This window comes from Streptomyces sp. NPDC052107 (genome assembly GCF_040680215.1).
In the GTDB taxonomy this organism is placed as follows: Bacteria; Actinomycetota; Actinomycetes; order Streptomycetales; family Streptomycetaceae; genus Streptomyces.
This window is the reverse complement of record NZ_JBFAWG010000003.1, coordinates 106,133-127,115: the sequence shown is the minus strand read 5'-3', so window position 1 is coordinate 127,115 and position 20,983 is coordinate 106,133. Positions and strand designations below refer to the sequence as shown.

18 protein-coding genes are annotated in these 20,983 nt (G+C 71.6%); 17 read left to right on the top strand and 1 reads right to left on the bottom strand.

Features of this window, described 5'->3' with window-relative positions:
- The first annotated feature begins 140 nt into the window (after positions 1-140).
- The 15 genes from AB0M27_RS04335 to AB0M27_RS04265 all read left to right on the top strand — a co-directional run bounded on the left by AB0M27_RS04335 (position 141) and on the right by AB0M27_RS04265 (position 17,748).
- Positions 141-272, top strand: a complete 132-nt coding sequence (locus AB0M27_RS04335) for a hypothetical protein (protein WP_365717771.1) — start codon at positions 141-143, stop codon at positions 270-272.
- Between the two features lie 86 nt (positions 273-358).
- Positions 359-2,362 (top strand): ABC transporter ATP-binding protein, encoded by a 2,004-nt coding sequence (locus tag AB0M27_RS04330; protein WP_365717769.1) that lies wholly within the window; start codon positions 359-361, stop codon positions 2,360-2,362.
- 112 nt (positions 2,363-2,474) lie between these two features.
- Positions 2,475-3,413 carry an EamA family transporter gene (locus AB0M27_RS04325; protein WP_365717767.1) on the top strand — a complete coding sequence of 313 codons (939 nt, stop codon included), beginning with the start codon at positions 2,475-2,477 and terminating at the stop codon, positions 3,411-3,413.
- Between the two features lie 114 nt (positions 3,414-3,527).
- Positions 3,528-3,683: a hypothetical protein gene (locus AB0M27_RS04320; RefSeq protein WP_365717765.1), complete on the top strand. Its 156-nt coding sequence runs from the start codon at positions 3,528-3,530 to the stop codon at positions 3,681-3,683.
- A 320-nt stretch (positions 3,684-4,003) separates the two neighbouring features.
- Positions 4,004-5,722, top strand: a complete 1,719-nt coding sequence (locus AB0M27_RS04315; RefSeq protein WP_365717763.1) for an NAD-dependent malic enzyme — start codon at positions 4,004-4,006, stop codon at positions 5,720-5,722.
- A 90-nt stretch (positions 5,723-5,812) separates the two neighbouring features.
- A complete protein-coding gene (locus tag AB0M27_RS04310) occupies positions 5,813-6,607 on the top strand; it encodes a TIGR03084 family metal-binding protein (RefSeq protein ID WP_365717761.1) in 795 nt (264 codons plus the stop codon).
- A complete protein-coding gene (locus AB0M27_RS04305; protein WP_365717759.1) occupies positions 6,604-8,280 on the top strand; it encodes an acyclic terpene utilization AtuA family protein in 1,677 nt (558 codons plus the stop codon). The genes AB0M27_RS04310 and AB0M27_RS04305 overlap by 4 nt, the downstream gene beginning before the upstream one ends.
- On the top strand, positions 8,277-9,875 hold the full coding sequence (locus tag AB0M27_RS04300; RefSeq protein WP_365717757.1) for a carboxyl transferase domain-containing protein: 1,599 nt from the start codon (positions 8,277-8,279) through the stop codon (positions 9,873-9,875). Before AB0M27_RS04305 ends, AB0M27_RS04300 begins: the two co-directional genes overlap by 4 nt.
- Positions 9,876-9,883: 8 nt before the next feature.
- Positions 9,884-11,731, top strand: coding sequence for a biotin carboxylase N-terminal domain-containing protein (locus tag AB0M27_RS04295; RefSeq protein WP_365717755.1), 1,848 nt, complete (start codon positions 9,884-9,886; stop codon positions 11,729-11,731).
- A 7-nt stretch (positions 11,732-11,738) separates the two neighbouring features.
- The gene (locus tag AB0M27_RS04290) at positions 11,739-12,899 is read left to right on the top strand and encodes an acyl-CoA dehydrogenase (RefSeq protein ID WP_365717753.1); all 1,161 of its coding nucleotides are present in this window, start codon (positions 11,739-11,741) and stop codon (positions 12,897-12,899) included.
- Between the two features lie 29 nt (positions 12,900-12,928).
- Complete coding sequence (locus AB0M27_RS04285) at positions 12,929-14,500, top strand: 4-coumarate--CoA ligase family protein (RefSeq protein ID WP_365717751.1); 1,572 nt, start codon at positions 12,929-12,931, stop codon at positions 14,498-14,500.
- The gene (locus AB0M27_RS04280) at positions 14,497-15,231 is read left to right on the top strand and encodes an enoyl-CoA hydratase family protein (RefSeq protein ID WP_365717749.1); all 735 of its coding nucleotides are present in this window, start codon (positions 14,497-14,499) and stop codon (positions 15,229-15,231) included. The genes AB0M27_RS04285 and AB0M27_RS04280 overlap by 4 nt, the downstream gene beginning before the upstream one ends.
- Before the next feature lie 4 nt (positions 15,232-15,235).
- The gene (locus AB0M27_RS04275) at positions 15,236-15,871 is read left to right on the top strand and encodes a TetR/AcrR family transcriptional regulator (RefSeq protein WP_365717747.1); all 636 of its coding nucleotides are present in this window, start codon (positions 15,236-15,238) and stop codon (positions 15,869-15,871) included.
- A 34-nt stretch (positions 15,872-15,905) separates the two neighbouring features.
- Positions 15,906-16,478 (top strand): hypothetical protein, encoded by a 573-nt coding sequence (locus AB0M27_RS04270; protein WP_365717745.1) that lies wholly within the window; start codon positions 15,906-15,908, stop codon positions 16,476-16,478.
- Between the two features lie 235 nt (positions 16,479-16,713).
- Entirely contained in the window at positions 16,714-17,748 is a 1,035-nt protein-coding gene (locus AB0M27_RS04265) for a 2-oxoglutarate and iron-dependent oxygenase domain-containing protein (RefSeq protein WP_365717743.1), read from the top strand.
- 125 nt (positions 17,749-17,873) lie between these two features.
- Here AB0M27_RS04265 and AB0M27_RS04260 read toward each other — a convergent pair whose 3' ends face one another.
- Positions 17,874-18,974, bottom strand: coding sequence for a citrate synthase 2 (locus AB0M27_RS04260; RefSeq protein ID WP_365717741.1), 1,101 nt, complete (start codon positions 18,972-18,974; stop codon positions 17,874-17,876).
- A 167-nt stretch (positions 18,975-19,141) separates the two neighbouring features.
- Between AB0M27_RS04260 and pdxH the strand changes: the two genes are divergently transcribed.
- Positions 19,142-19,828 (top strand): pyridoxamine 5'-phosphate oxidase, encoded by a 687-nt coding sequence (gene pdxH / locus AB0M27_RS04255; RefSeq protein WP_365717739.1) that lies wholly within the window; start codon positions 19,142-19,144, stop codon positions 19,826-19,828.
- 391 nt (positions 19,829-20,219) lie between these two features.
- On the top strand, positions 20,220-20,975 hold the full coding sequence (locus tag AB0M27_RS04250) for an SIS domain-containing protein (protein ID WP_365717737.1): 756 nt from the start codon (positions 20,220-20,222) through the stop codon (positions 20,973-20,975).
- The last annotated feature ends 8 nt before the right edge of the window (positions 20,976-20,983 follow it).

Sequence of the window (20,983 nt, the reverse complement as noted above, 5' to 3'; positions counted from 1 at the left end):
TCAGGAACCCCCAAGGTATTCACAGCGCCCCTTTGCCGATTTTGCCGTTCGGGCTCCTGGGTGGCGTGTAGGTTCTTCGACGTCGGGTTCCGGACGCGGAATTCAGCACCCACACGTACAGTGCGACATTAGGAGTCGGAATGAGCCTGAAGAAGCTCGCCCCGCTGCCCCCGAAGCCGAAGAAGCAGCTGCCGCCCCCGCCCCCGCCGAAGCCCAAGAAGAAGCATGCCCCGAAGCCGCTGCCCAAGCCGCTGCCCGGCCGGGACCACTGATCCGGCGCTGAACTGAAAGGGGCCGGTGGTGCACCGTCGGCCCCTTTTTGTTTTATTCGGGACGGTGATTCAGAAGGGAATCCGTTGTGGATGAAGAGGGTGACGAATTCGAGTACGACACCACTGCCATTCCGGCCCGTACCGCATTCCGCCGTTTCTGGCCGCTGACCAAGGGGCTCAGAAAGTGGCTGCTCCTGGTCTGGCTGTGCACGGTTCTCGCCGCGCTCGCCGAGACCGAGGCCATCCTGCTGTTCGGCGACCTCACCGACCACGCCCTGCAGAAGGGCTCGCTGGCCGCGTTCTGGAGCCCGGCGGGCAAGTGGCTGGCGATCGCCGTGGTCGGCGCCGTCGTCGCCTACGCCGGCAACTCCCTCGCCGCCTGGGTGACCGAACGGTTCGTGATACGGCTGCGCGAGCACGTCTTCGACCACGTCCAGCAGTTGCCCCCGCACTTCTTCCAGCGCCACCGCCAGGGCGATCTGCTCTCCCGGCTGACCAGTGACGTGGAGGCGATCGAGACGATGGTCGTCTCCGGCCTGATCGGCGCCGCCTCGGCCGCCTTCTCCGCCCTCTTCTACGCGGCCGCCGCGTTCTGGCTGCGCTGGGACCTGGCCGCCGCCACCTTCGTCCTCGCGCCTTTGTTCTGGCTGGCCGCCCGCCGCTTCTCCGGTTCCATCAAGGACGTCTCCCGCGAGGGCCGGGTCGCCGACGGCGCGATCACCTCCGTGGTGGAGGAGTCCCTCGGCAACATCGTGCTCACCCAGGCCTACGACCGCCGGGACGCCGAACGCCGCCGGCTGCGCGAGGAGGCGAACGCCTGGTTCCGCGCCTCGGTCCGCTCCACCCGCCTGAACGAGGCCTACGAACAGATAGTGCAGGTCATCGAGACGGTGTGCGTGCTCACGGTGATCGGCATCGGCGCCTGGGAGATCTCCACCGGCCGGATGACCCTCGGTCAGCTCCTCGCCTTCGCCGCCTTCCTCGGCTACCTCTATCCACCGGTGCGCGGCCTGGCCCAGCTCGGCCTCACCGTCACCGCGGCCACGGCCGGCGCCGAGCGGCTCATCGAGATCCTGGACGTCCGCCCCTCGGTCACCGACCCGCGTCACCCTGCGGACACCGGCCGCCCGGACGGCACGGTCGAGGTCAGGGACGTCACCTTCCGCTACCCCGGCGCCGAGAAGGCCGCCCTGCAAGACCTCTCCTTCATGGTCAGCCCCGGCGAGCTGGTGATCGTCACCGGCCCGAGCGGCGCGGGCAAGTCCACGGTCTCCAAGCTCCTGCTGCGCTTCTACGACCCGGACTCCGGAGACGTCCTTCTGGACGGCGTACCGTTGCGCGACTTCCCCCTGGCCCGCCTCCGCGAGCACATCACCCTCCTCCCGCAGGAGACCCTCGTCCTGCACGACACGGTCCGCGCCAACATCGCCTGCGGCCGGCCCGGCGCCAGCGACCGGGCCATCGAGGACGCGGCGAGGGCGGCTGACGCGCACGAGTTCATCTCGCGGTTGCCCGAGGGGTACGACACCCGGGTCGACCCCAACTCGGCCCGCCTGTCCGGCGGCCAGCTCCAGCGCCTCGCCATCGCCCGCGCCATCCTGCGCGACGCGCCCGTCCTGGTCCTCGACGAGCCGACGACGGGCCTGGACGCGATGGCCGCCCGCCGCGTCGTCAAACCCCTGCGCCGCCTGATGACCGGCCGTACGACGATCATGATCACCCACGACCTCAACCTCGCCCCCGACGCCGACCGCATCCTGGTGGTCGACCGGGGCCGGATCGTGGAGACCGGCCGGCATGACGAACTCCTCGCCCGGGGCGGGGCGTACGCACGGCTGCACCGCTCGCAGAACAACGCGGTGATGGACACCGGCGAGCTGCGCATGCCGCTGTGGGAGGAGCAGCAGGCACCGGTGCCGGCTCCCGCGTACGAGCACGTGCCGCCGTACCAGCAGCCGTACGGCTACGACCACGGCTACGACCCCTACGCCGCCGCCCCCATGCCCACCCCCCTCACCACCCCCCTCCCCACCACCTTCCCTGACGGCCGCCCCCTCTTCCGCGACGAGGAGGCCTGGCCGGGCATCTGACTTCCAGCATTCGGGACAGTTCCTTAAAGGGTTCACGCACCTGTCGGAGTCCATTACTCTGGACTCATTAGTACATCGAGATGAACGAATCCGATCAAGCACAGGACCGCCCGTGACCGCCATCTCCAGCACCGCCACGCCGACCCCGGTCACCCCTGCCCGAGGCCCGCGCCGCTTCGGCTCGCCCGGTTCGCTCGGCCCCGTGGGCCTGGTGCTGGCCGGCGGCATCTCGGTCCAGTTCGGCGGGGCCCTGGCGGTGACCCTGATGCCGAGGGCCGGCGCGCCGGGCGTGGTCGCCCTCCGCCTCCTCGCGGCGGCCGTCGTCCTCCTCCTCGTCTGCCGCCCCCGGCTGCGCGGCCACTCCCGCGCCGACTGGGGCACGGTCATCGCGTTCGGTATCGCCATGGGCGCGATGAACGGCCTCTTCTACGAGGCGGTCGCCCGCATCCCGCTGGGCCCGGCGGTCACCCTGGAGGTCCTCGGCCCGCTGTCCCTGTCCGTCCTGGCCTCCCGCCGGGCCATCAACGCGGTGTGGGCGGGCCTGGCCCTGCTGGGCGTCTTCCTGCTGAGCGGCGGAGGCTTCAGCAGTCTCGACACCACAGGTGTCGGATTCGCCCTGGGTGCCGGCGCCATGTGGGCGATCTATATTCTCTTCAGCGCCCGTACGGGCCGCCGCTTCCCCCAGGCGGACGGCCTGGCCCTGGCCATGGCGATAGCGGCCCTCCTCTTCCTCCCCATCGGCATCACCTCGGCCGGCACCCGCCTCCTGAACCCCACGACCGTGGCCCTCGGCTCGGCGGTGGCCCTGCTCTCCTCCGTCCTGCCCTACACACTCGAACTCCTGGCCCTGCGCCGCCTGCCCGCCTCCACGTTCGCGATCCTGATGAGTCTCGAACCGGCGATCGCGGCAACGGCCGGTTTCCTGATCCTCGGCCAGTCCCTGTCCGCCACGGAGGCCGCCGCGATCGCGCTGGTCATCGCGGCGAGCATCGGAGCGGTCCGCACCCAGGTGGGCCGGGGTACGGCCCCGGCGGCGACGCCGGAGGCCTGACGTCCCGGTCTTGTCACAGGGCGGGCCACGAACTGATGCCCCGTCAACACGTGCCGCCGCCATTCATTCGCCCGTGTGATGGATTGCCTGGCCGGTACGGGAGGAGAGAGTCGGATGAGCCCGGAACTGAATCGTCTTGCCGAGCTTCTGCCGGGGCCTCAGGAGGCACCGGATCGTGCCCAGGACTGGGAGGCGGCCGAGGCGGAGCTGGGGACGGTTCTGCCCGCGGACTACCGGGAGCTGATCGAGCCGATGCCCGCCCGATTCTGATCAACAGTGAGTCGGGGGAGGACTGGGAACGGTACGACATGACGGCAACCCGTTTCCTCACGGCCGTACTCGGCGGTGACATCCGTTCGGAGATCCTCTGGGACAGGTTCCCGCTCCCCGTGCACGAGTTCCGTCCAGCCCGACACATCTGAAGATGCGGTGTCGGGCGTGGGGACCCACGGAGGTCTCGCCGGGGCGCGGCCGTCTGATCACCGCCGTATGCCCGCGCGACCCGAACCACCCGAGCCGCCCGGTCGGGCGGTGACGGAGAGTAGCGACTAAGGTGCGCGCCGGAGCGGGATGTGTGGAAAAGTGGTCTCGTGACCGGCAACAGCGATCCCGCTCCCCGCCCGCTGAAGATCACCGCCCGTGGCCGTGCCGTACTCGCCGACCCCCGGATCAATCGCGGGACGGCGTTCACCGAGACCGAACGCCGGGCCCTGGACCTCGTCGGCCTGGTCCCGCCCCGCGTGCTCACCCAGGACGAGCAGGCCGAACGCGCCTACGCCCAATACCGGGCGCAGCCGAGCGACTTGGCCAAGAACGTCAATCTGGCCGCGCTGCACGACCGCAACGAGACGCTGTTCTACCGGCTCGTCGGCGACCATCTCGAAGAGATGCTGCCCATCGTGTACACCCCCACCGTGGGCACGGCCATCGAGCGCTACAGCCACGAGTACCGCCGCCCGCGCGGCATCTACCTCTCCGTGGACGCCCCCGACGACATCGAGTGCTCCCTGCGCGCGAGCGGTCGCGGCGCCGCCGATGTCGACCTGATCGTGGCCACCGACGGCGAGGGCATCCTCGGCATCGGCGACTGGGGCGTGGGCGGCATCGACATCGCGGTCGGCAAGCTCGCCGTCTACACGGCCGCCGCCGGCATCGACCCGCGCCGCACCCTGCCGGTCATGCTCGACGTCGGCACCAACCGCAAGGAGCTCCTCGACAACCCCCTCTACCTCGGCAACCGGCACCCCCGCACCGACCGCGAGACGTACGACGCCTTCATCGACGCCTACGTCACCACCGCGACCGAACTCTTCCCGAACGCCCTGCTGCACTGGGAGGACTTCGGCACCGCCAACGCCCGCCGGATCCTCGACCGTTACCGGGACCGCGTCTGCACCTTCAACGACGACATCCAGGGCACGGGTGCCGTGAACCTCGCCGCCGTCCTGTCCGGCGTACGCGCCGCCGGTGTGCCCCTGCGGCAGCACCGGATCGTCGTCTTCGGCGCGGGCACCGCCGGCATCGGCGTCGCCGACCAGCTCCGGGACGCCCTGGTGGCCGAGGGACTGTCCCCGGCCGAGGCCACCGCCCGTTTCTGGTGCGTCGACCGGTACGGGCTGCTCACCGGCGACCAGGGCGACAAGCTCCGCGACTTCCAGCGGCCCTACGCCCGCCCCGTCGACGAGGTCGACGACTGGCAGCGCGACGACAGCCTGCCCGGCATCCCCCTCGACGAGGTGGTCCGAAGGGTCCGTCCCACCATCCTCATCGGCACCTCGGGCCGGAGCGGCGCCTTCACCGAGGCGATCGTCCGCGAGATGGCCCGGCACACCGAGCGCCCCATCATCCTGCCCATGTCCAACCCCACCCGCCTCGCCGAGGCGACCCCGGCCGACCTGCTCGACTGGACGGGCGGAAAGGCGCTGGTGGCCACCGGCAGCCCGTTCGCGCCGGTCGAGCGGGACGGGACGACGTACGAGATCGGGCAGGCCAACAACGCCCTCGTCTTCCCCGGTCTCGGCCTCGGCACGATCGTCGCACGGGCCTCCCGCATCACCGACCGCATGCTCCGCGCGGCGGCGGACGCGGTGGCCCGCCGGACCGGCGACACCGACCTGGCCCGGCTGAACGCACCGGTCCTCCCGCCCATCCGGGACCTGCGCGGCACATCGGAGGCAGTCGCCGTGGCCGTGGTCCGCGCGGCGATGGCGGACGGTGTCGCCCGGTCGGCTCTGGACGGCGACGACGTCGAGGCGGCGGTGCGCGCGGCGCGCTGGGAGCCGGTGTATCCGCCGGTGAAAGCAGTGTGAGGGGCCGTCCCCGGGAAGCGGGCGACACCGGTCGGCCAAATTCATGCAAGCACGCTTGATTGTTTCTGTGACCACTGCCATGCTCCCCCCATGGCCGACCCGACGCCCGTCATCGACGACCTGCGTGCCGAGAGCGACGAACTGGACCGACTGGTGGCCGAGCTGGCGCCGGAGCGGTGGTCACTGCCCACCCCCGCCCCCGGCTGGACCGTCGCCCACCAGATCGCCCACCTCGCCTGGACCGACCGGTCGGCGCTGCTCGCCGTCACCGACGCGGACGCCTTCCGCGCACTGGTCGACAAGGCGCTCACCGCCCCCGACTCCTTCGTGGACGAGGGCGCGGAGGAAGGCGCCCGGCTCACGCCCGCCGAGCTGCTGTCGGCCTGGCGCAAGGGACGCACCGCCCTCGACCAGGCCCTGCGCAAGGCCCCGCCCGGCGCCCGTTTCCCCTGGTACGGCCCGCCCATGTCGGCCGCCTCCATGGCCACCGCCCGCCTCATGGAGACCTGGGCCCACGGCCTGGACATCGCCGACGCCCTGGGTGTGGTCCGCACCCCCACCGACCGGCTCAGGCATGTGGCCCGGCTCGGGGTCCGCACCCGGGACTTCGCCTACACCGTCCACCAGCTCACCCCGTCCACCGAGGAGTTCCGCGTGGAACTCGAGGCGCCCACGGGCGAGTTGTGGACGTACGGCCCCGAGGACGCCCCGCAGCGCGTGACCGGTCCCGCCCTCGACTTCTGCCTCCTCGTCACCCAGCGCGCCCACCGCTCCGACCTCTCCCTGACCGCCGTCGGCCCGGACGCCGACCGCTGGCTGGACATCGCGCAGGCCTTCGCGGGCCCGTCCGGCGGCGGCCGCCCGCCGAAGGGGGCCCCGGCATGACAGTGCTGCGCATCGGCAACTTCTCCGGCTTCTACGGCGACCGCTTCGACGCCCTGCGCGAGATGCTCACCGGTGGCGAGGTCGACGTCCTCACCGGGGACTACCTCGCCGAACTCACCATGCTGATCCTCGCCCGCGACCGGCTGAAGGATCCCGGCGCCGGTTACGCCCGTACCTTCCTGCGCCAGCTGGAGGACTGCCTCGGCCTCGCCCACGAGCGCGGGGTGAGGATCGTCACCAACGCCGGGGGGCTCAATCCGTCCGGACTGGCGGCGGCCGTCCGGGAGTTGGCCGATCGATTGGGCATCGGTGTGCGGGTCGCGCATGTCGAGGGCGACGACCTCACCGCCGAGCACCCCGGCGCGCTCGCCGCCCACGCCTATCTCGGTTGCTTCGGCATCGCCGCGTCTCTGCGGGCCGGTGCGGACATCGTCGTCACCGGGCGGGTGACCGACGCGGCCCTCGTCACCGGGCCCGCCGCCGCCCACTTCGGCTGGGGCCCCACGGACCACGACCGGCTCGCGGGCGCCGTCGTCGCCGGGCATGTGCTGGAGTGCGGGACGCAGGCCACCGGCGGGAACTACGCCTTCTTCCGGGAAGGGGACGTACACCGGCCCGGCTTCCCGCTCGCCGAGATCCACGCCGACGGCAGCAGTGTCATCACCAAGCACCCCGGCACCGGCGGCCTGGTCGACGTCGGCACGGTCACCGCGCAGCTGCTGTACGAGACCGGGGGCGGCCGGTACGCCGGGCCCGATGTCACCGCCCGGCTGGACACCGTGCGGCTGAGCCAGGACGGGCCGGACCGGGTGCGGCTCGAGGGCGTGCGGGGCGAGGCACCACCGCCCACGCTGAAGGTCGGGCTGAACCGGCTCGGCGGCTTCCGCAACGAGGTCGTCTTCGTCCTCACCGGACTCGACATCGAGGCCAAGGCCGAGCTGGTGCGGGCGCAGCTCACCGACGCGCTCGCCAAGTCGCCGCCTGCCGAGGTCCTTTGGGAGCTGGTCCGCACCGACCGGGCCGACGCCGGCACGGAGGAGACCGCGAGCGCCCTGCTGCGGCTCGTCGTACGGGACGCGGACGAGCGGGTCGTCGGACGGGCGCTGAGCGGGGCAGCCGTGGAGCTGGCGCTGGCCAGTTACCCGGGTTTCCATGTGCTCTCCCCACCGGGGAAGGGCTCGCCTTATGGAGTCTTCGAGGATGTGTACGTCCCCCATGGTGCCGTCGGCCATGTGGCCGTCCTCCACGACGGACGTCGTATCCCTGTGCCGGTGCCCCAGGACACTCAGACCCTGGACGACGTACCAGCCCCGCCGCTCCCCGACCCCCTTCCGCCCGGACCGACCCGCCCCGCCCCGCTCGGCCTGATCGCCGGGGCCCGCAGCGGGGACAAGGGCGGGAACGCCAACGTCGGTGTCTGGGCCCGTACCGACGAGGCCTGGCGGTGGCTCGCGCACGAGCTGACCGCCGAAAGGTTCCGGCAGCTGATCCCCGAGAGCCGGGACCTGCCCGTCACCCGGCACGTGCTGCCGAATCTCCGCGCCCTGAACTTCGTCGTGGAGGGCATCCTCGGCGCGGGCGTCGCCGCGCAGGCCCGCTTCGACCCGCAGGCCAAGGCCCTCGGCGAATGGCTGCGCTCCCGCCACCTGGACATCCCGGGGGCCCTGCTGTGACCGTCCTGACCTCGGCCCTGGACCCGGCCGGCCCCGACTACCGGGGCAACCGCGAGGCCATGCTCGCCAAGCTCGCCGAACTCGACGCCGAGCACGCCAAGGCGCTCGCGGGCGGCGGCGAGAAGTACGTCCAACGGCATCGCGAGCGCGGCAGGTTGCTCGCGCGGGAACGCATCGAGCTGCTGCTCGACCCGGACACGCCCTTCCTGGAGCTGTCTCCGCTGGCCGCCTGGGGCAGTGACTACACCGTCGGCGCCTCGCTGGTCACCGGCATCGGCGTGGTCGAGGGCGTGGAGTGCCTGATCACCGCCAACGACCCGACCGTGCGCGGTGGCGCGAGCAACCCGTGGAGCCTGAAGAAGGCCCTGCGCGCGAACGACATCGCGCTCGCCAACCGGCTGCCCTGCATCTCCCTGGTGGAGTCGGGAGGTGCCGACCTGCCGTCCCAGAAGGAGATCTTCATCCCCGGCGGCGCCATCTTCCGCGACCTCACCCGGCTCTCCGCCGCCGGCATCCCGACCATCGCGGTCGTCTTCGGCAACTCCACCGCCGGCGGCGCCTACATCCCCGGCATGTCCGACCACGTGATCATGGTCAAGGAGCGGGCGAAGGTCTTCCTCGGCGGGCCGCCGCTGGTGAAGATGGCCACCGGCGAGGAGAGCGACGACGAGTCCCTGGGCGGCGCCGAGATGCACGCGCGCGTGTCGGGCCTCGCCGACTACTTCGCCGTGGACGAGCCGGACGCACTGCGGCAGGCCCGCCGCGTGGTGGCCCGGCTGGGCCACCGCAAGGCGTACCCGGATCCCGGCCCCGCCGAGTCGCCCAAGTACGACCCGGAGGAACTGCTGGGCATCGTCCCCGGCGACCTCAAGATCCCCTTCGACCCGCGCGAGGTCATCGCCCGGATCGTCGACGCCTCCGACTTCGACGAGTTCAAACCGCTCTACGGGACCAGCCTGGTCACCGGCTGGGCGGCCCTGCACGGCTACCCGGTGGGGGTGCTCGCCAACGCCCAGGGCGTGCTCTTCAGCGCGGAGTCGCAGAAGGCCGCCCAGTTCGTCCAGCTCGCCAACCAGCGCGACATCCCGCTGCTCTTCCTGCACAACACCACCGGCTACATGGTCGGCAAGGAGTACGAGCAGGGCGGGATCATCAAGCACGGCTCGATGATGATCAACGCGGTCAGCAACAGCAGGGTCCCGCACCTGTCCGTGCTCATGGGGGCGTCGTACGGCGCCGGGCACTACGGCATGTGCGGGCGGGCCTACGACCCCCGCTTCCTGTTCGCCTGGCCGAGCGCCAAGTCCGCCGTCATGGGCCCGCAGCAGCTCGCCGGCGTGTTGTCGATCGTCGCCCGCCAGTCGGCGGCGGCGAAGGGCCGGCCGTACGACGAGGACGCGGACGCCGCCCTGCGCGCCATGGTGGAGCAGCAGATCGAGTCCGAGTCGCTGCCGATGTTCCTGTCCGGGCGGCTGTACGACGACGGCGTCATCGACCCGCGCGACACCCGCACCGTCCTCGGCCTGTGCCTGTCCGCCCTCCACACCGCGCCCTACGAGGGCGCGCGCGGCGGCTTCGGCGTCTTCCGGATGTGAGGCATCACGTGATTACGACACTGCTCGTGGCCAACCGGGGCGAGATCGCCTGCCGGATCTTCCGCACCTGCCGTGAGTTGGGAATCCGGACGGTCGCCGTGCACTCGGACGCCGACGAGAACGCGCTCCACGCGCGCGTGGCCGACACGGCGGTACGGCTGCCGGGCGCGGCGCCGGCCGAGACGTATCTGCGCGGCGACCTGATCGTGAAGGCGGCCCTCGCCGCCGGCGCGGACGCCGTTCACCCCGGCTACGGCTTCCTCTCCGAGAACCCCGACTTCGCCAGCGCCGTCCTCGACGCCGGCCTGACCTGGATCGGCCCCTCCCCGGAGGCCATCGAGGCGATGGCGTCCAAGACCCGCGCCAAGGAACTGATGGGCCTCATGCCTCTGCAGGAGGTCACCGAGGCCGACCTGCCGGTGCTGGTGAAGGCGGCCGCCGGCGGCGGGGGGCGTGGGATGCGGATCGTGCGCCGCCTGGAGGAACTGCCCGCCGCACTGGAGGGCGCGCGCGCCGAGGCCGCGAGCGCCTTCGGTGACGGCGAGGTCTTCGTCGAGCCGTACCTGGAGCACGGCCGCCACGTCGAGGTCCAGATCCTCGCCGACACCCACGGCACGATCCGGCCCCTCGGCACCCGCGACTGCTCCCTCCAGCGCCGCCACCAGAAGGTCGTCGAGGAGGCCCCGGCGCCCGGCCTCTCCGAGCAGCTCACGGAGGATCTGTACGCGCTGGCCGTACAGGCCGCGTGCGCCGTCTCCTACGTCGGCGCCGGCACCGTCGAGTTCCTGGTCGCCGACGGCCGCGCGCACTTCCTGGAGATGAACACCCGCCTCCAGGTCGAACACCCCGTGACCGAGGAGGTGTTCGGCATCGACCTGGTCGCCGAGCAGATCCGCATCGCGGAGGGCGGGGCCCTCGAAAAAGACCCGCCACGCGCGCGTGGCCACGCCATCGAGGCCCGCCTGTACGCCGAGGACCCCGCCCACGACTGGGCCCCGCAGACCGGCACCCTGCACCACCTCGCCGTACCGGACGGCGTCCGCCTGGACACCGGCTACACCGACGGCGACACCATCGGTGTCCACTACGACCCGATGCTCGCCAAGGTCGTCGCCCACGCGCCCACCCGCACGGAGGCGATCCGCCGGCTCACGGGCGCACTGCAGCGAGCCGACCTGCACGGCCCGCTCACCAACCGGGACCTCCTCGTGCGCTCCCTGCGCCATGAGGAGTTCACGAGCGGCCGCATGGACACCGGCTTCTACGACCGCCACCTGCACGCCCTGACCGCCCCGGACCCCGACCCGTACGCCCCCCTGGCCGCCGCTCTCGCCGACGCCCACGGCCGCTCCCGCTTCGGCGGCTGGCGCAACGTTCCCTCGCAGCCGCAGGTGAAGCGGTACGCGGTCGCGGGGGAGGAGCACGAGGTCCGCTACCGGCACGCGAGGGAGGGCCTTGCCGCCGAGGGGGTGCGGGTCGTGCACGCCGACGCGCGCGTGGTCGTACTCGAAGTGGACGGCGTGGAACGGAAGTACACCGTCGCCCGCTACGGCGACGAGGTGTACGTGGGTGCCACCCGCCTCACCGCCCTGCCCCGCTTCCCCGACCCCACCGCCCAGCTCGCACCGGGTTCCCTGCTGGCGCCGATGCCGGGCACGGTCGTCCGCATCGCCGAGGGCCTTGAGGAGGGAGCGGCCGTCCAGGCGGGCCAGGCCCTGATCTGGCTGGAGGCGATGAAGATGCAGCACCAGATCTCGGCGCCGGTCACAGGAACGCTGACCGCGCTGCACGCCAAGACCGGCCAGCAGGTGGAACCAGGAATGTTGCTCGCCGTAGTGCAGGAAACCTCTTCTTAGGAGCCTCATGTCTCCCGTCATCGAAACCGAAGAGCACAAAGCCCTCCGCTCGGCGGTAGCCGCCCTCGGCAAACGCTATGGCCGCGACTACCTCGTCCAGGCCGTCGCCGCGGGCAAACCGCCCACCGAACTGTGGACCGAGGCCGGAAAGCTCGGCTACCTCGGCGTCAACCTTCCCGAGGAGTACGGCGGCGGCGGTGGCGGCATCGCCGAACTGTCCATAGTCCTCGAAGAGTTGGGAGCAGCGGGCTCCCCCCTCCTCATGCTGGTGGTCTCACCCGCCATCTGCGGCACCGTGATCTCCCGCTTCGGCACAGAGGCGCAAAAACAGCAGTGGCTTCCCGGAATCGCCGACGGCACCCGCCTCATGGCCTTCGGCATCACCGAACCCGACGCCGGCTCCAACAGCCACCGCATCACCACCACCGCCCGCAAGGACGGCGCCGACTGGCTGCTCACCGGCCGCAAGGTCTTCATCTCCGGCGTCGACATGGCGGACGCCGTCCTGATCGTCGGCCGTACCGAGGACGCCCGTACCGGACGCCTCAAGCCCTGCCTGTTCATCGTCCCGACGGACGCCGAGGGCTTCCACAAGCGCCCGATCGACATGGAACTGGGCGCCGCCGAGAAGCAGTTCGAGCTGGTCCTGGACGACGTACGGCTGCCCGCCGACGCGCTCGTCGGCGACGAGGACGCCGGTCTGCTGCAACTGTTCGCCGGTCTGAACCCCGAGCGCATCATGACCGCCGCGTTCGCCATCGGCATGGGCCGGTACGCCCTGGCCAAGGCCATCGAGTACGCCCGCGACCGTACCGTCTGGAAGTCCCCGATCGGCGCCCACCAGGCCATCGCCCACCCCTTGGCGCAGGCCCACATCGACCTGGAACTGGCCCGGCTGATGATGCAGAAGGCGGCCCACCTCTACGACGCCGGCGACGACATCGGCGCCGGCGAGGCCGCCAACATGGCCAAGTACGCGGCCGGGGAGGCCTGCGTGAAGGCCGTCGACCAGGCCGTGCACACCCTCGGCGGCAACGGGCTCACCCGCGAGTTCGGCCTCGCCTCGCTGATAACGGCCGCACGCGTGGCTCGTATTGCCCCGGTGAGCCGGGAGATGATTCTCAACTACGTCTCTCACCAGACCCTGGGCCTGCCCAAGTCGTACTAGGCGACCGCGCCGACCGTCCTGGAGGAACCGTGTTCCACAGCGAGTACGCAGACGTCCCGCCCGTAGCACTCCCGATCCACGAGGCCGTCCTGGGGCGCGCCGCCGAGTTCGGCGAGCACCCCGCCCTCATCGACGGCACGGACGGCACCACACTCACGTACCAGCAGGTGGACCGGTTCCACCGGCGTGTCGCCGCCGGACTCGCCGACGCGGGCGTCCGCAAGGGCGACGTCCTCGCCCTGCACAGCCCCAACACCATCGCCTTCCCGACCGCCTTCTACGCCGCCACGCGCGCGGGTGCCTCCGTCACCACGGTGCACCCGCTCGCCACGCCCGAGGAGTTCGCCAAACAGCTCGGCGACAGCGGCGCGCGCTGGATCGTCACCGTCTCACCCCTGCTGGAGGCGGCCCGCCGCGCCGCCGAACTCGCGGGCGGCATACGGGAGATATTCGTCTGTGACAGCGCGCCCGGGCACCGGTCGCTCATCGACATGCTCGCCTCCGCCGCCCCCGAACCGGAGATCGTGTTCGACTCGGCCGAGGACGTCGCCGCGCTGCCGTACTCCTCCGGCACCACCGGCATCCCCAAAGGCGTGATGCTCACCCACCGGCAGATCGCCACCAACCTCGCCCAGCTGGCGCCCGCCGTCCCAGCCGCCCCCGGCGACCGCATCCTCGCCGTACTGCCGTTCTTCCACATCTACGGCCTCACCGCCCTGATGAACGCGCCCCTGCGCCAGGGCGCCACGGTCGTCGTCCTGCCCCGCTTCGACCTGGAGACCTTCCTCGCAGCCATCGAGAACCACCGCATCACCGGCCTGTACGTCGCCCCGCCGATCGTCCTCGCCCTCGCCAAGCACCCGGCGGTCGCCCGCTACGACCTCTCCTGCCTGAAGTACGTCATCAGCGCCGCCGCCCCGCTGGACGCGCAACTCGCCCGCGCCTGCTCGCAGCGCCTCGGCCTGCCCCCGATCGGCCAGGCCTACGGCATGACCGAACTGTCCCCCGGCACCCACGTCGTCCCCCTCGAGCGGCTGCACGACGCCCCCGCCGGTACCGTCGGCAGGCTCATCGCCGGCACCGAGATGCGGATCGTCTCCCTGGACGACCCCGACAAGGACCTCGGCACCGGCGAGCCCGGCGAGATCCTGATCCGCGGCCCCCAGGTGATGAAGGGCTACCTCGGCCGCCCCGACGCCACCGCCGCGATGATCGACGCCGACGGCTGGCTGCACACCGGAGACGTGGGGCACACCGACGAGGACGGCTGGCTGTACGTCGTGGACCGGGTGAAGGAACTCATCAAGTACAAGGGCTTCCAGGTGGCCCCCGCCGAACTGGAGGCCCTGCTGCTCACCCACCCCCGCATCGCCGACGCCGCCGTCATCGGCTCCTACAACGCCGACGGCAACGAGGTCCCGCACGCCTTCGTCGTCCGCCGCGCCGACACCGCCGAGGAACCGACCGAGGACGAGATCATGCGGTACGTCGCCGAACGGGTGGCCCCCTACAAACGCATCCGCCAGGTCACCTTCATCGACACCGTCCCCCGCGCCGCCTCCGGCAAGATCCTGCGCCGGGAACTGAGGGAGCTGCCGTGACATCGATCAGCCGCACACACGCGCGTGCCGTCGAAACCCTCAGCCTCGACTCCACCGACACCTGCAACGCCCTCTCGGCCGCCCTCGTCTCCGAGCTCGCCGCCGCCCTCACCGACTGCGGCAAGGACCCCGACGTACGCGCCGTCGTCCTCACCCACACCGGCTCCACCTTCTGCGCCGGCGCCGACCTGCGCGACCCGCCGGACCCCGACGCCCTGGTGGCCCTGCTCCGGCAGATCGTGGAGCTGCCCAAACCGGTCGTCGCCCGCGTCACCGGCCACGTCCGCGCCGGCGGCCTCGGCCTGCTCGCCGCCTGCGACATCGCCGCCGCCTCCGCCACGGCCACCTTCGCCTTCACCGAGGTCCGCATCGGCGTCGCCCCCGCGGTGATCTCCCTGCCGGTCATCCCACGCACCGATCCCCGCGCCCTCGCCCGCCACTACCTCACCGGCGAACGCTTCGACCCGGCGGAGGCCGTACGCCTCGGCCTGCTGACGACGACCGCCGACGACGTCGACAAGGCCCTCGCCCCCATCCTCGATGGCATGCGCCGCTCCTCCCCCCAGGCCCTGACCGAGACGAAACAGCTGCTCACGGCTAGGGTGCTGGAAACATTCGACCGGGACGCGGCGGCGCTGACCGCGCTCTCGGCCCGGCTGTTCTCCTCCGACCAGGCCCGGGAGGGGATGACGGCCTTCCTGGAAAGACGGGACGCGGCATGGGTGGTGTGACCGGATGAGCACGACGGCGGAACGCGACGACGTGGCCCGGCAGGACCCGAGCCCCAAGCCGGACCGCAGCCCCAAACAGGACCGCAGCCGGGCCACCCGGCAGCGGCTCCTGGAGGCCGCCGTGGCCTGCCTGGCCGAACACGGCTGGGCGGGTTCCACCGTCACCGTCGTCGCCGAACGCGCGGGCGTCTCCCGCGGCGCCGCCCAGCACCACTTCCGGACCCGCGAGGACCTCTTCACGGCCGCCGTCGAATACGTCGCCGAAGAACGCTCCACCGCACTCCGGGAGCTCTTCCCGGGCGGCCCCGCCGACCGCCGCGCCGTCGTCGCCGCCCTCGTCGACCTCTACACCGGCCCCCTCTTCCGCGCCGCCCTGCACCTGTGGGTCGCCGCCTCCAACGAGGACCAGCTGCGCACCCGCGTGACCGAACTGGAGGCCCGCGTCGGCCGCGAGACCCACCGCATCGCCGTCGACCTCCTCGGCGCCGACGAAACCCGCCCCGGCGTCCGCGAAACCGTCCAGGGACTCCTGGACATGGCCCGCGGCCTCGGCCTCGCCAACCTCCTCACCGACGACACCGCCCGCCGCGCACGGGTCGTCGCCCAGTGGGCCGACCTGCTCGAACAGGCCCTGGGCTGAGCCGTTGTCAGTGGCGGCGGCTACGGTTGCGGGCATGGGGGACCACTTTCAGACCATCGTCGACCTGGACGCCACCGCCGCCGAAGCACCGCGGCTCGCCAAGCGCGTCCTCGACCGGCTCGTGACCGAGGGCATCGTGCTGGCCGAGCGCACCGACCGCTCCTTCGGCCACCACCTGCCCGGCCCGCACTGGCACCGGGCGGTCGACCCCACAGGCGCCGACTGGAAACCGTCCGACGGCCTGACCGTGTACACCGGGCGCACGATCTTCCACGGCGGCCAGGGCGAGCCCGAGTGGGTCCAGTGCCCCCGCTGCACGGCCACCACTCGCCTCTACACCGACGAGTACGACCGAATAGACGCGGCCTGGGAGCCGTACGGCACGGCCATGGACCGCTGGCACGCGACCGGAGCGGCCGACGTCACCTGCCCCGCCTGCGCCACCCCGGTCCCGCTCCCGGACTGGACCTGGGCCTACGACTACTTCGCCTTCGCCCACCTGGGCTTCGAGTTCTGGAACTGGCCCGAGTTCGGCGAGGACTTCCGCACCCTGCTCGCGGACGCGCTGGGCGGCCACCGCACCGTGCGCGTGTGGGGCAAGCTCTGACCCAGTGAGCCGGGCCACACCCGTATCCGGCACAGGGCAGTACCCTTGCCCCATGCTTCCGATGCTCGTCCGCCGCCGCCACGTGGACTACGTGCGCGTCACGAGCATGGGCTGTCGGCGCCCGCCCGCCTGATCCAGCCCCCTCCTCACTTCTTTTTTCCGGTCCTTTTCCGGCACCCGGGGGCCGTCACACCCCTCGGCGGCCACCCGTGCCCCGTACACCCGCGGACGCACCATGACCACGCACAGCGAGACGGCGACCCCGTCCTACGACCAGCTCCCCATCATCGACCTGTCGGCCGCCGACCGCGGCCCCCAGGACCGCGCCCAGCTCCGCACCCAGCTGCACAGCGCCGCCCACGACGTCGGCTTCTTCCAGCTCGTCGGACACGGCGTCACCCAGGCCGAGACCGACGCGCTGCTCACCGCCATGCGCGCCTTCTTCGCCCTCCCCGAAGCAGACCGGCTCGCCCTCGACAACGTGCGCTCCCCGCACTTCCGCGGCTACACCCGCACCGGCGACGAACGCACCGCCGGCGCCCGCGACTGGCGCGACCAGCTCGACATAGGCGCCGAACGTCCCGCCCGCGTCCCCGCCCCCGGCGAACCCCCGTACTGGTGGCTCCAGGGCCCCAATCAGTGGCCCACCGCCCTCCCCGAACTGCGCACCGCAGCCCTGGCCTGGATCGACAAGCTCGGCGCAGTGGCGAACCGCCTCCTGCACGAACTCCTGGCCGCCATCGGCGCCCCCGCCGACTTCTACGACCCGGTCTTCGGCACCCGCGCCCACCCGCACCTCAAGCTCGTCCGCTACCCCGGCAGCGCCGACGACGGCACCGACCAGGGCGTCGGCGCCCACAAGGACTACGGCTTCCTGACCCTGCTCCTCCAGGACACCGTCGGCGGCCTCCAGGTCCAGCGCGAGGACGGCCTCTTCCACGACGTCCCGCCCATCGAGGGCGCCTTCGTCGTCAACCTCGGCGAACTCCTCGAAGTCGCCACCAACGGCTACCTGATCGCCACCAACCACCGCGTGGTCAGCCCGCCCGGAGCCACGGAACGCTTCTCCGTGCCCTTCTTCTACAACCCCCGCCTGGACGCCAAGGTCGAGCCCCTGTCCTTCCCGCACGCCTCCGAGGCGCCCGGCATCACGACCGACCCGGCGAACCCCCTGTACGCCGAGTACGGCTACAACGAACTCAAGGGCAAGCTGAGGGCACACCCGCTGGTGGCGCAGCGGCACCATGCGGATCTGCTGACCCCTGCATGAAAACCAGGGCCCGAAGGACCCGATCTTCAAGGGCGCGGGTCCGTATCGACATGCGGCTCCGCCGCGTGGGCGGCGCGAGCAACCACAACAAACCCGCAGTCGCCCGCGCCCCTGAGCCACCCCTCTCAGTGGGCGATCTCCCCGTACCCCTCGATGTCCTCCGGCCGACGCGGCCCGGGACCCACATACCGAGCCGACGGCCGCACCAGCCGCCCCGTCCGCTTCTGCTCAAGAATGTGCGCCGACCACCCGGCCGTCCGGGCACACGTGAACATCGACGTGAACATGTGCGCCGGCACCTCGGCGAAGTCCAGCACAATGGCCGCCCAGAACTCCACGTTGGTGGCGAGCACCCGATCAGGCCGACGAGCGTGCAGCTCCTCCAGCGCGGCCTTCTCCAAAGCCTCGGCAACCTCGAACCGCGGCGCCCCCAGCTCCCGCGCCGTACGCCGCAGCACCCGCGCCCGCGGATCCTCCGCCCGGTACACCCGGTGCCCGAACCCCATCAGCCGCTCACCCCGGTCCAGGGCCTGCCGGACGTACGCCTCCGCGTCCCCCGTCCGCTCGATCTCCTCGATCATCCCGAGCACCCGCGAGGGCGCACCCCCGTGCAACGGCCCGGACATCGCACCGACCGCCCCCGACAGCGCGGCCGCGACATCGGCCCCGGTGGAGGCGATGACCCGCGCGGTGAACGTCGACGCATTCATCCCGTGCTCGGCCGCGGACGTCCAATAGGCATCCACCGCGGCGACATGCTTGGGATCCGGCTCCCCCCGCCACCGGATCATGAACCGCTCCACCACCGACTTCGCCTTGTCGATCTCCCGCTGCGGCACCATCGGCTGCGTCTGCCCACGCGCCGACTGGGCCACGTACGACAGCGCCATCACGGCGGCCCGCGCAAGATCCTCCCGTGCCTGCCGCTCGTCGATGTCGAGCAGCGGCTTCAGCCCCCACACCGGCGCCAGCATGGCGAGCGCCGACTGCACGTCCACCCGGATGTCACCGGAGTGCACCGGGATCGGGAACGGCTCGGCGGGTGGCAGCCCCGGATTGAAGGCCCCGTCGACCAGCAGCCCCCACACATTCCCGAACGAGACATGACCGACCAGATCCTCGATGTCGACGCCCCGGTAGCGCAGGGCGCCCCCCTCCTTGTCCGGTTCGGCGATCTCCGTCTCGAACGCGACGACTCCCTCGAGTCCGGGTACGAAATCGGACATCAGGCGGCTCCTCGTGAAGTGGTCGGCGGCGGTCACCCCGGTGATGCCCCGATCGGCCGGTGGTCATCCAAACCGCAAGGGAACCTGCACGATAACTCCCGGTGCCACACTTGGGGAGTCTGTACGACACTGAGTGCCAGTCCCGTTCGATACGGCAAGATGACCGCGTGACCGACCGCGACCCGCTCCTGGACCCCGTCCTCGACCCCGCCGCCATGCGCAAGCAGTACCGGGCGGAGGGACTCGGCGAACAGGACCTCGCCGCGCACCCCATGGACCAGTTCGCCCGCTGGTTCGAGGACGCCGCCCGGGCCGCGCTGCACGGCACCATCTACGAGCCCAACGCGATGGTCGTCTCCACGGCGGACGCGGCGGGCCGCCCCAGCTCGCGCACGGTCCTGATGAAGCAGTTCGACACCGAGGGCTTCGTCTTCTTCACCAACTACGACTCCCGCAAGGCCCGCGACCTCGCCGAGAACCCGCACATCTCCCTGCTCTTCCCCTGGCACCCGCTGGCCCGCCAGGTCATCGTCACCGGCACCGCCCACCGCACCGGCCGCGACGAGACCGCCGCCTACTTCCGCACCCGCCCGCACGGCTCCCAGCTGGGCGCCTGGGCCAGCGCCCAGTCCTCGGTGATCGCCTCCCGCACCGAACTGGACACCGCCTACGCCGAACTTCAGGCCCGCTACCCCGAGGACGAACAGGTCCCGGTCCCACCGCACTGGGGCGGCTTCCGCGTCTCCCCGGAGACCATCGAGTTCTGGCAGGGCCGTCACAACCGCCTCCACGACCGCCTGCGGTACGTGGCCCAGCCGGGCGGCGGCTGGCAGGTCGAGCGCCTAGCCCCCTGAGAGCACGGGCGCCCCGTAAACGCAGACGACCCGCGGGCTGGGTTCCTCCAGGAGGAGCCGGCCGGACGTACCGGCAGCCCGCGGGTCGGGTGACTGCGTTGGATTAGGCCGGCTGCGTGCTTCGCACACACGCTGGTCCGGCACCGCACTCGGTGTGGTGGCGAGCCGCTAGCCCGCAGCCACCTCGCGCGTCCGGGTTTCACTCATTTACCCGATCACCTCCTTTCCGGCTTAGTCGGCAGCCTAAGCAGCGGGCGGGATCCGCTCAACTGTTTTTTGGAGGCTTCGGCGGACTGGTTCAGGCCGACCGGCGTGCCGAGGCCCGTATTGACACCGCACTGGTCCAGACCGCACGGTGATCCGCGACACAGACGCTGCGAAGGGGCACCGCATGAGCGACGGCACGCCTGCCGACCTGTTCTTCGACGCCGCCATCGGCCTGCTGCAACGGGTCCGCGAGGAGGAGGCCGAGTCGATCGCCGCGGCCGGCACCCTGCTCGCCGACACCGTCGCCGCCGGTGGCCGGCTGTTCGCCTTCGGCGCCGGGCACTCCTCCCTGGCCGCCCAGGACGTCGTCTACCGCGCCGGCGGCCTCGCCCTGATGAACCTGCTCGCCGTCCCCGGCGTCGTCGGGGTCGACGTCACCCCGGCCACCCTCGGCTCCGCCCTCGAACGCGTCGACGGCCTCGCGAGTGCCGTCCTCGACACCTCACCGGTCCGCTCCGGCGACGCCCTGGTGATCATCTCCCTCTCCGGCCGCAACGCCCTGCCCGTGGAGATGGCCCTGAACGCCCGTGCCCTCGGCATGAAGGTCATCGGTGTCACCTCGCTCGCGTACGCCTCGCAGACCAAGTCCCGGCACTCCTCCGACACCTTCCTGAAGGATCACTGCGACATCGTCCTGGACTCGAAGATCGCCGTCGGTGACGCGGAGCTCACCCTGGACACCATCGCGGCGCCCTTCGCCCCCGCCTCCACGGTCGTCACCACCGCCCTGATGCAGGCCGTCATGGCGACCGCCGCCGCCGCCCTCGCCGACCGGGGCATCGAACCCCCGCTCCTGCGCTCCGGCAACGTCGACGGCGGCCACGAGTGGAACGGCCGCGTGATGAGGGAGTACGGCGACCGGATCTTCTACCGGCACTGAGCCCACCT

Coding starts and splice junctions, on each gene's coding strand:
- AB0M27_RS04335 (WP_365717771.1), top strand. CDS start 141: ATGAGCCTGAAGAAGCTCGCCCCGCTGCCCCCGAAGCCGAAGAAGCAG.
- AB0M27_RS04320 (WP_365717765.1), top strand. CDS start 3,528: ATGAGCCCGGAACTGAATCGTCTTGCCGAGCTTCTGCCGGGGCCTCAG.
- AB0M27_RS04310 (WP_365717761.1), top strand. CDS start 5,813: ATGGCCGACCCGACGCCCGTCATCGACGACCTGCGTGCCGAGAGCGAC.
- AB0M27_RS04305 (WP_365717759.1), top strand. CDS start 6,604: ATGACAGTGCTGCGCATCGGCAACTTCTCCGGCTTCTACGGCGACCGC.
- AB0M27_RS04290 (WP_365717753.1), top strand. CDS start 11,739: ATGTCTCCCGTCATCGAAACCGAAGAGCACAAAGCCCTCCGCTCGGCG.
- AB0M27_RS04275 (WP_365717747.1), top strand. CDS start 15,236: ATGAGCACGACGGCGGAACGCGACGACGTGGCCCGGCAGGACCCGAGC.
- AB0M27_RS04270 (WP_365717745.1), top strand. CDS start 15,906: ATGGGGGACCACTTTCAGACCATCGTCGACCTGGACGCCACCGCCGCC.
- AB0M27_RS04265 (WP_365717743.1), top strand. CDS start 16,714: ATGACCACGCACAGCGAGACGGCGACCCCGTCCTACGACCAGCTCCCC.
- AB0M27_RS04260 (WP_365717741.1), bottom strand. CDS start 18,974: ATGTCCGATTTCGTACCCGGACTCGAGGGAGTCGTCGCGTTCGAGACG.
- AB0M27_RS04250 (WP_365717737.1), top strand. CDS start 20,220: ATGAGCGACGGCACGCCTGCCGACCTGTTCTTCGACGCCGCCATCGGC.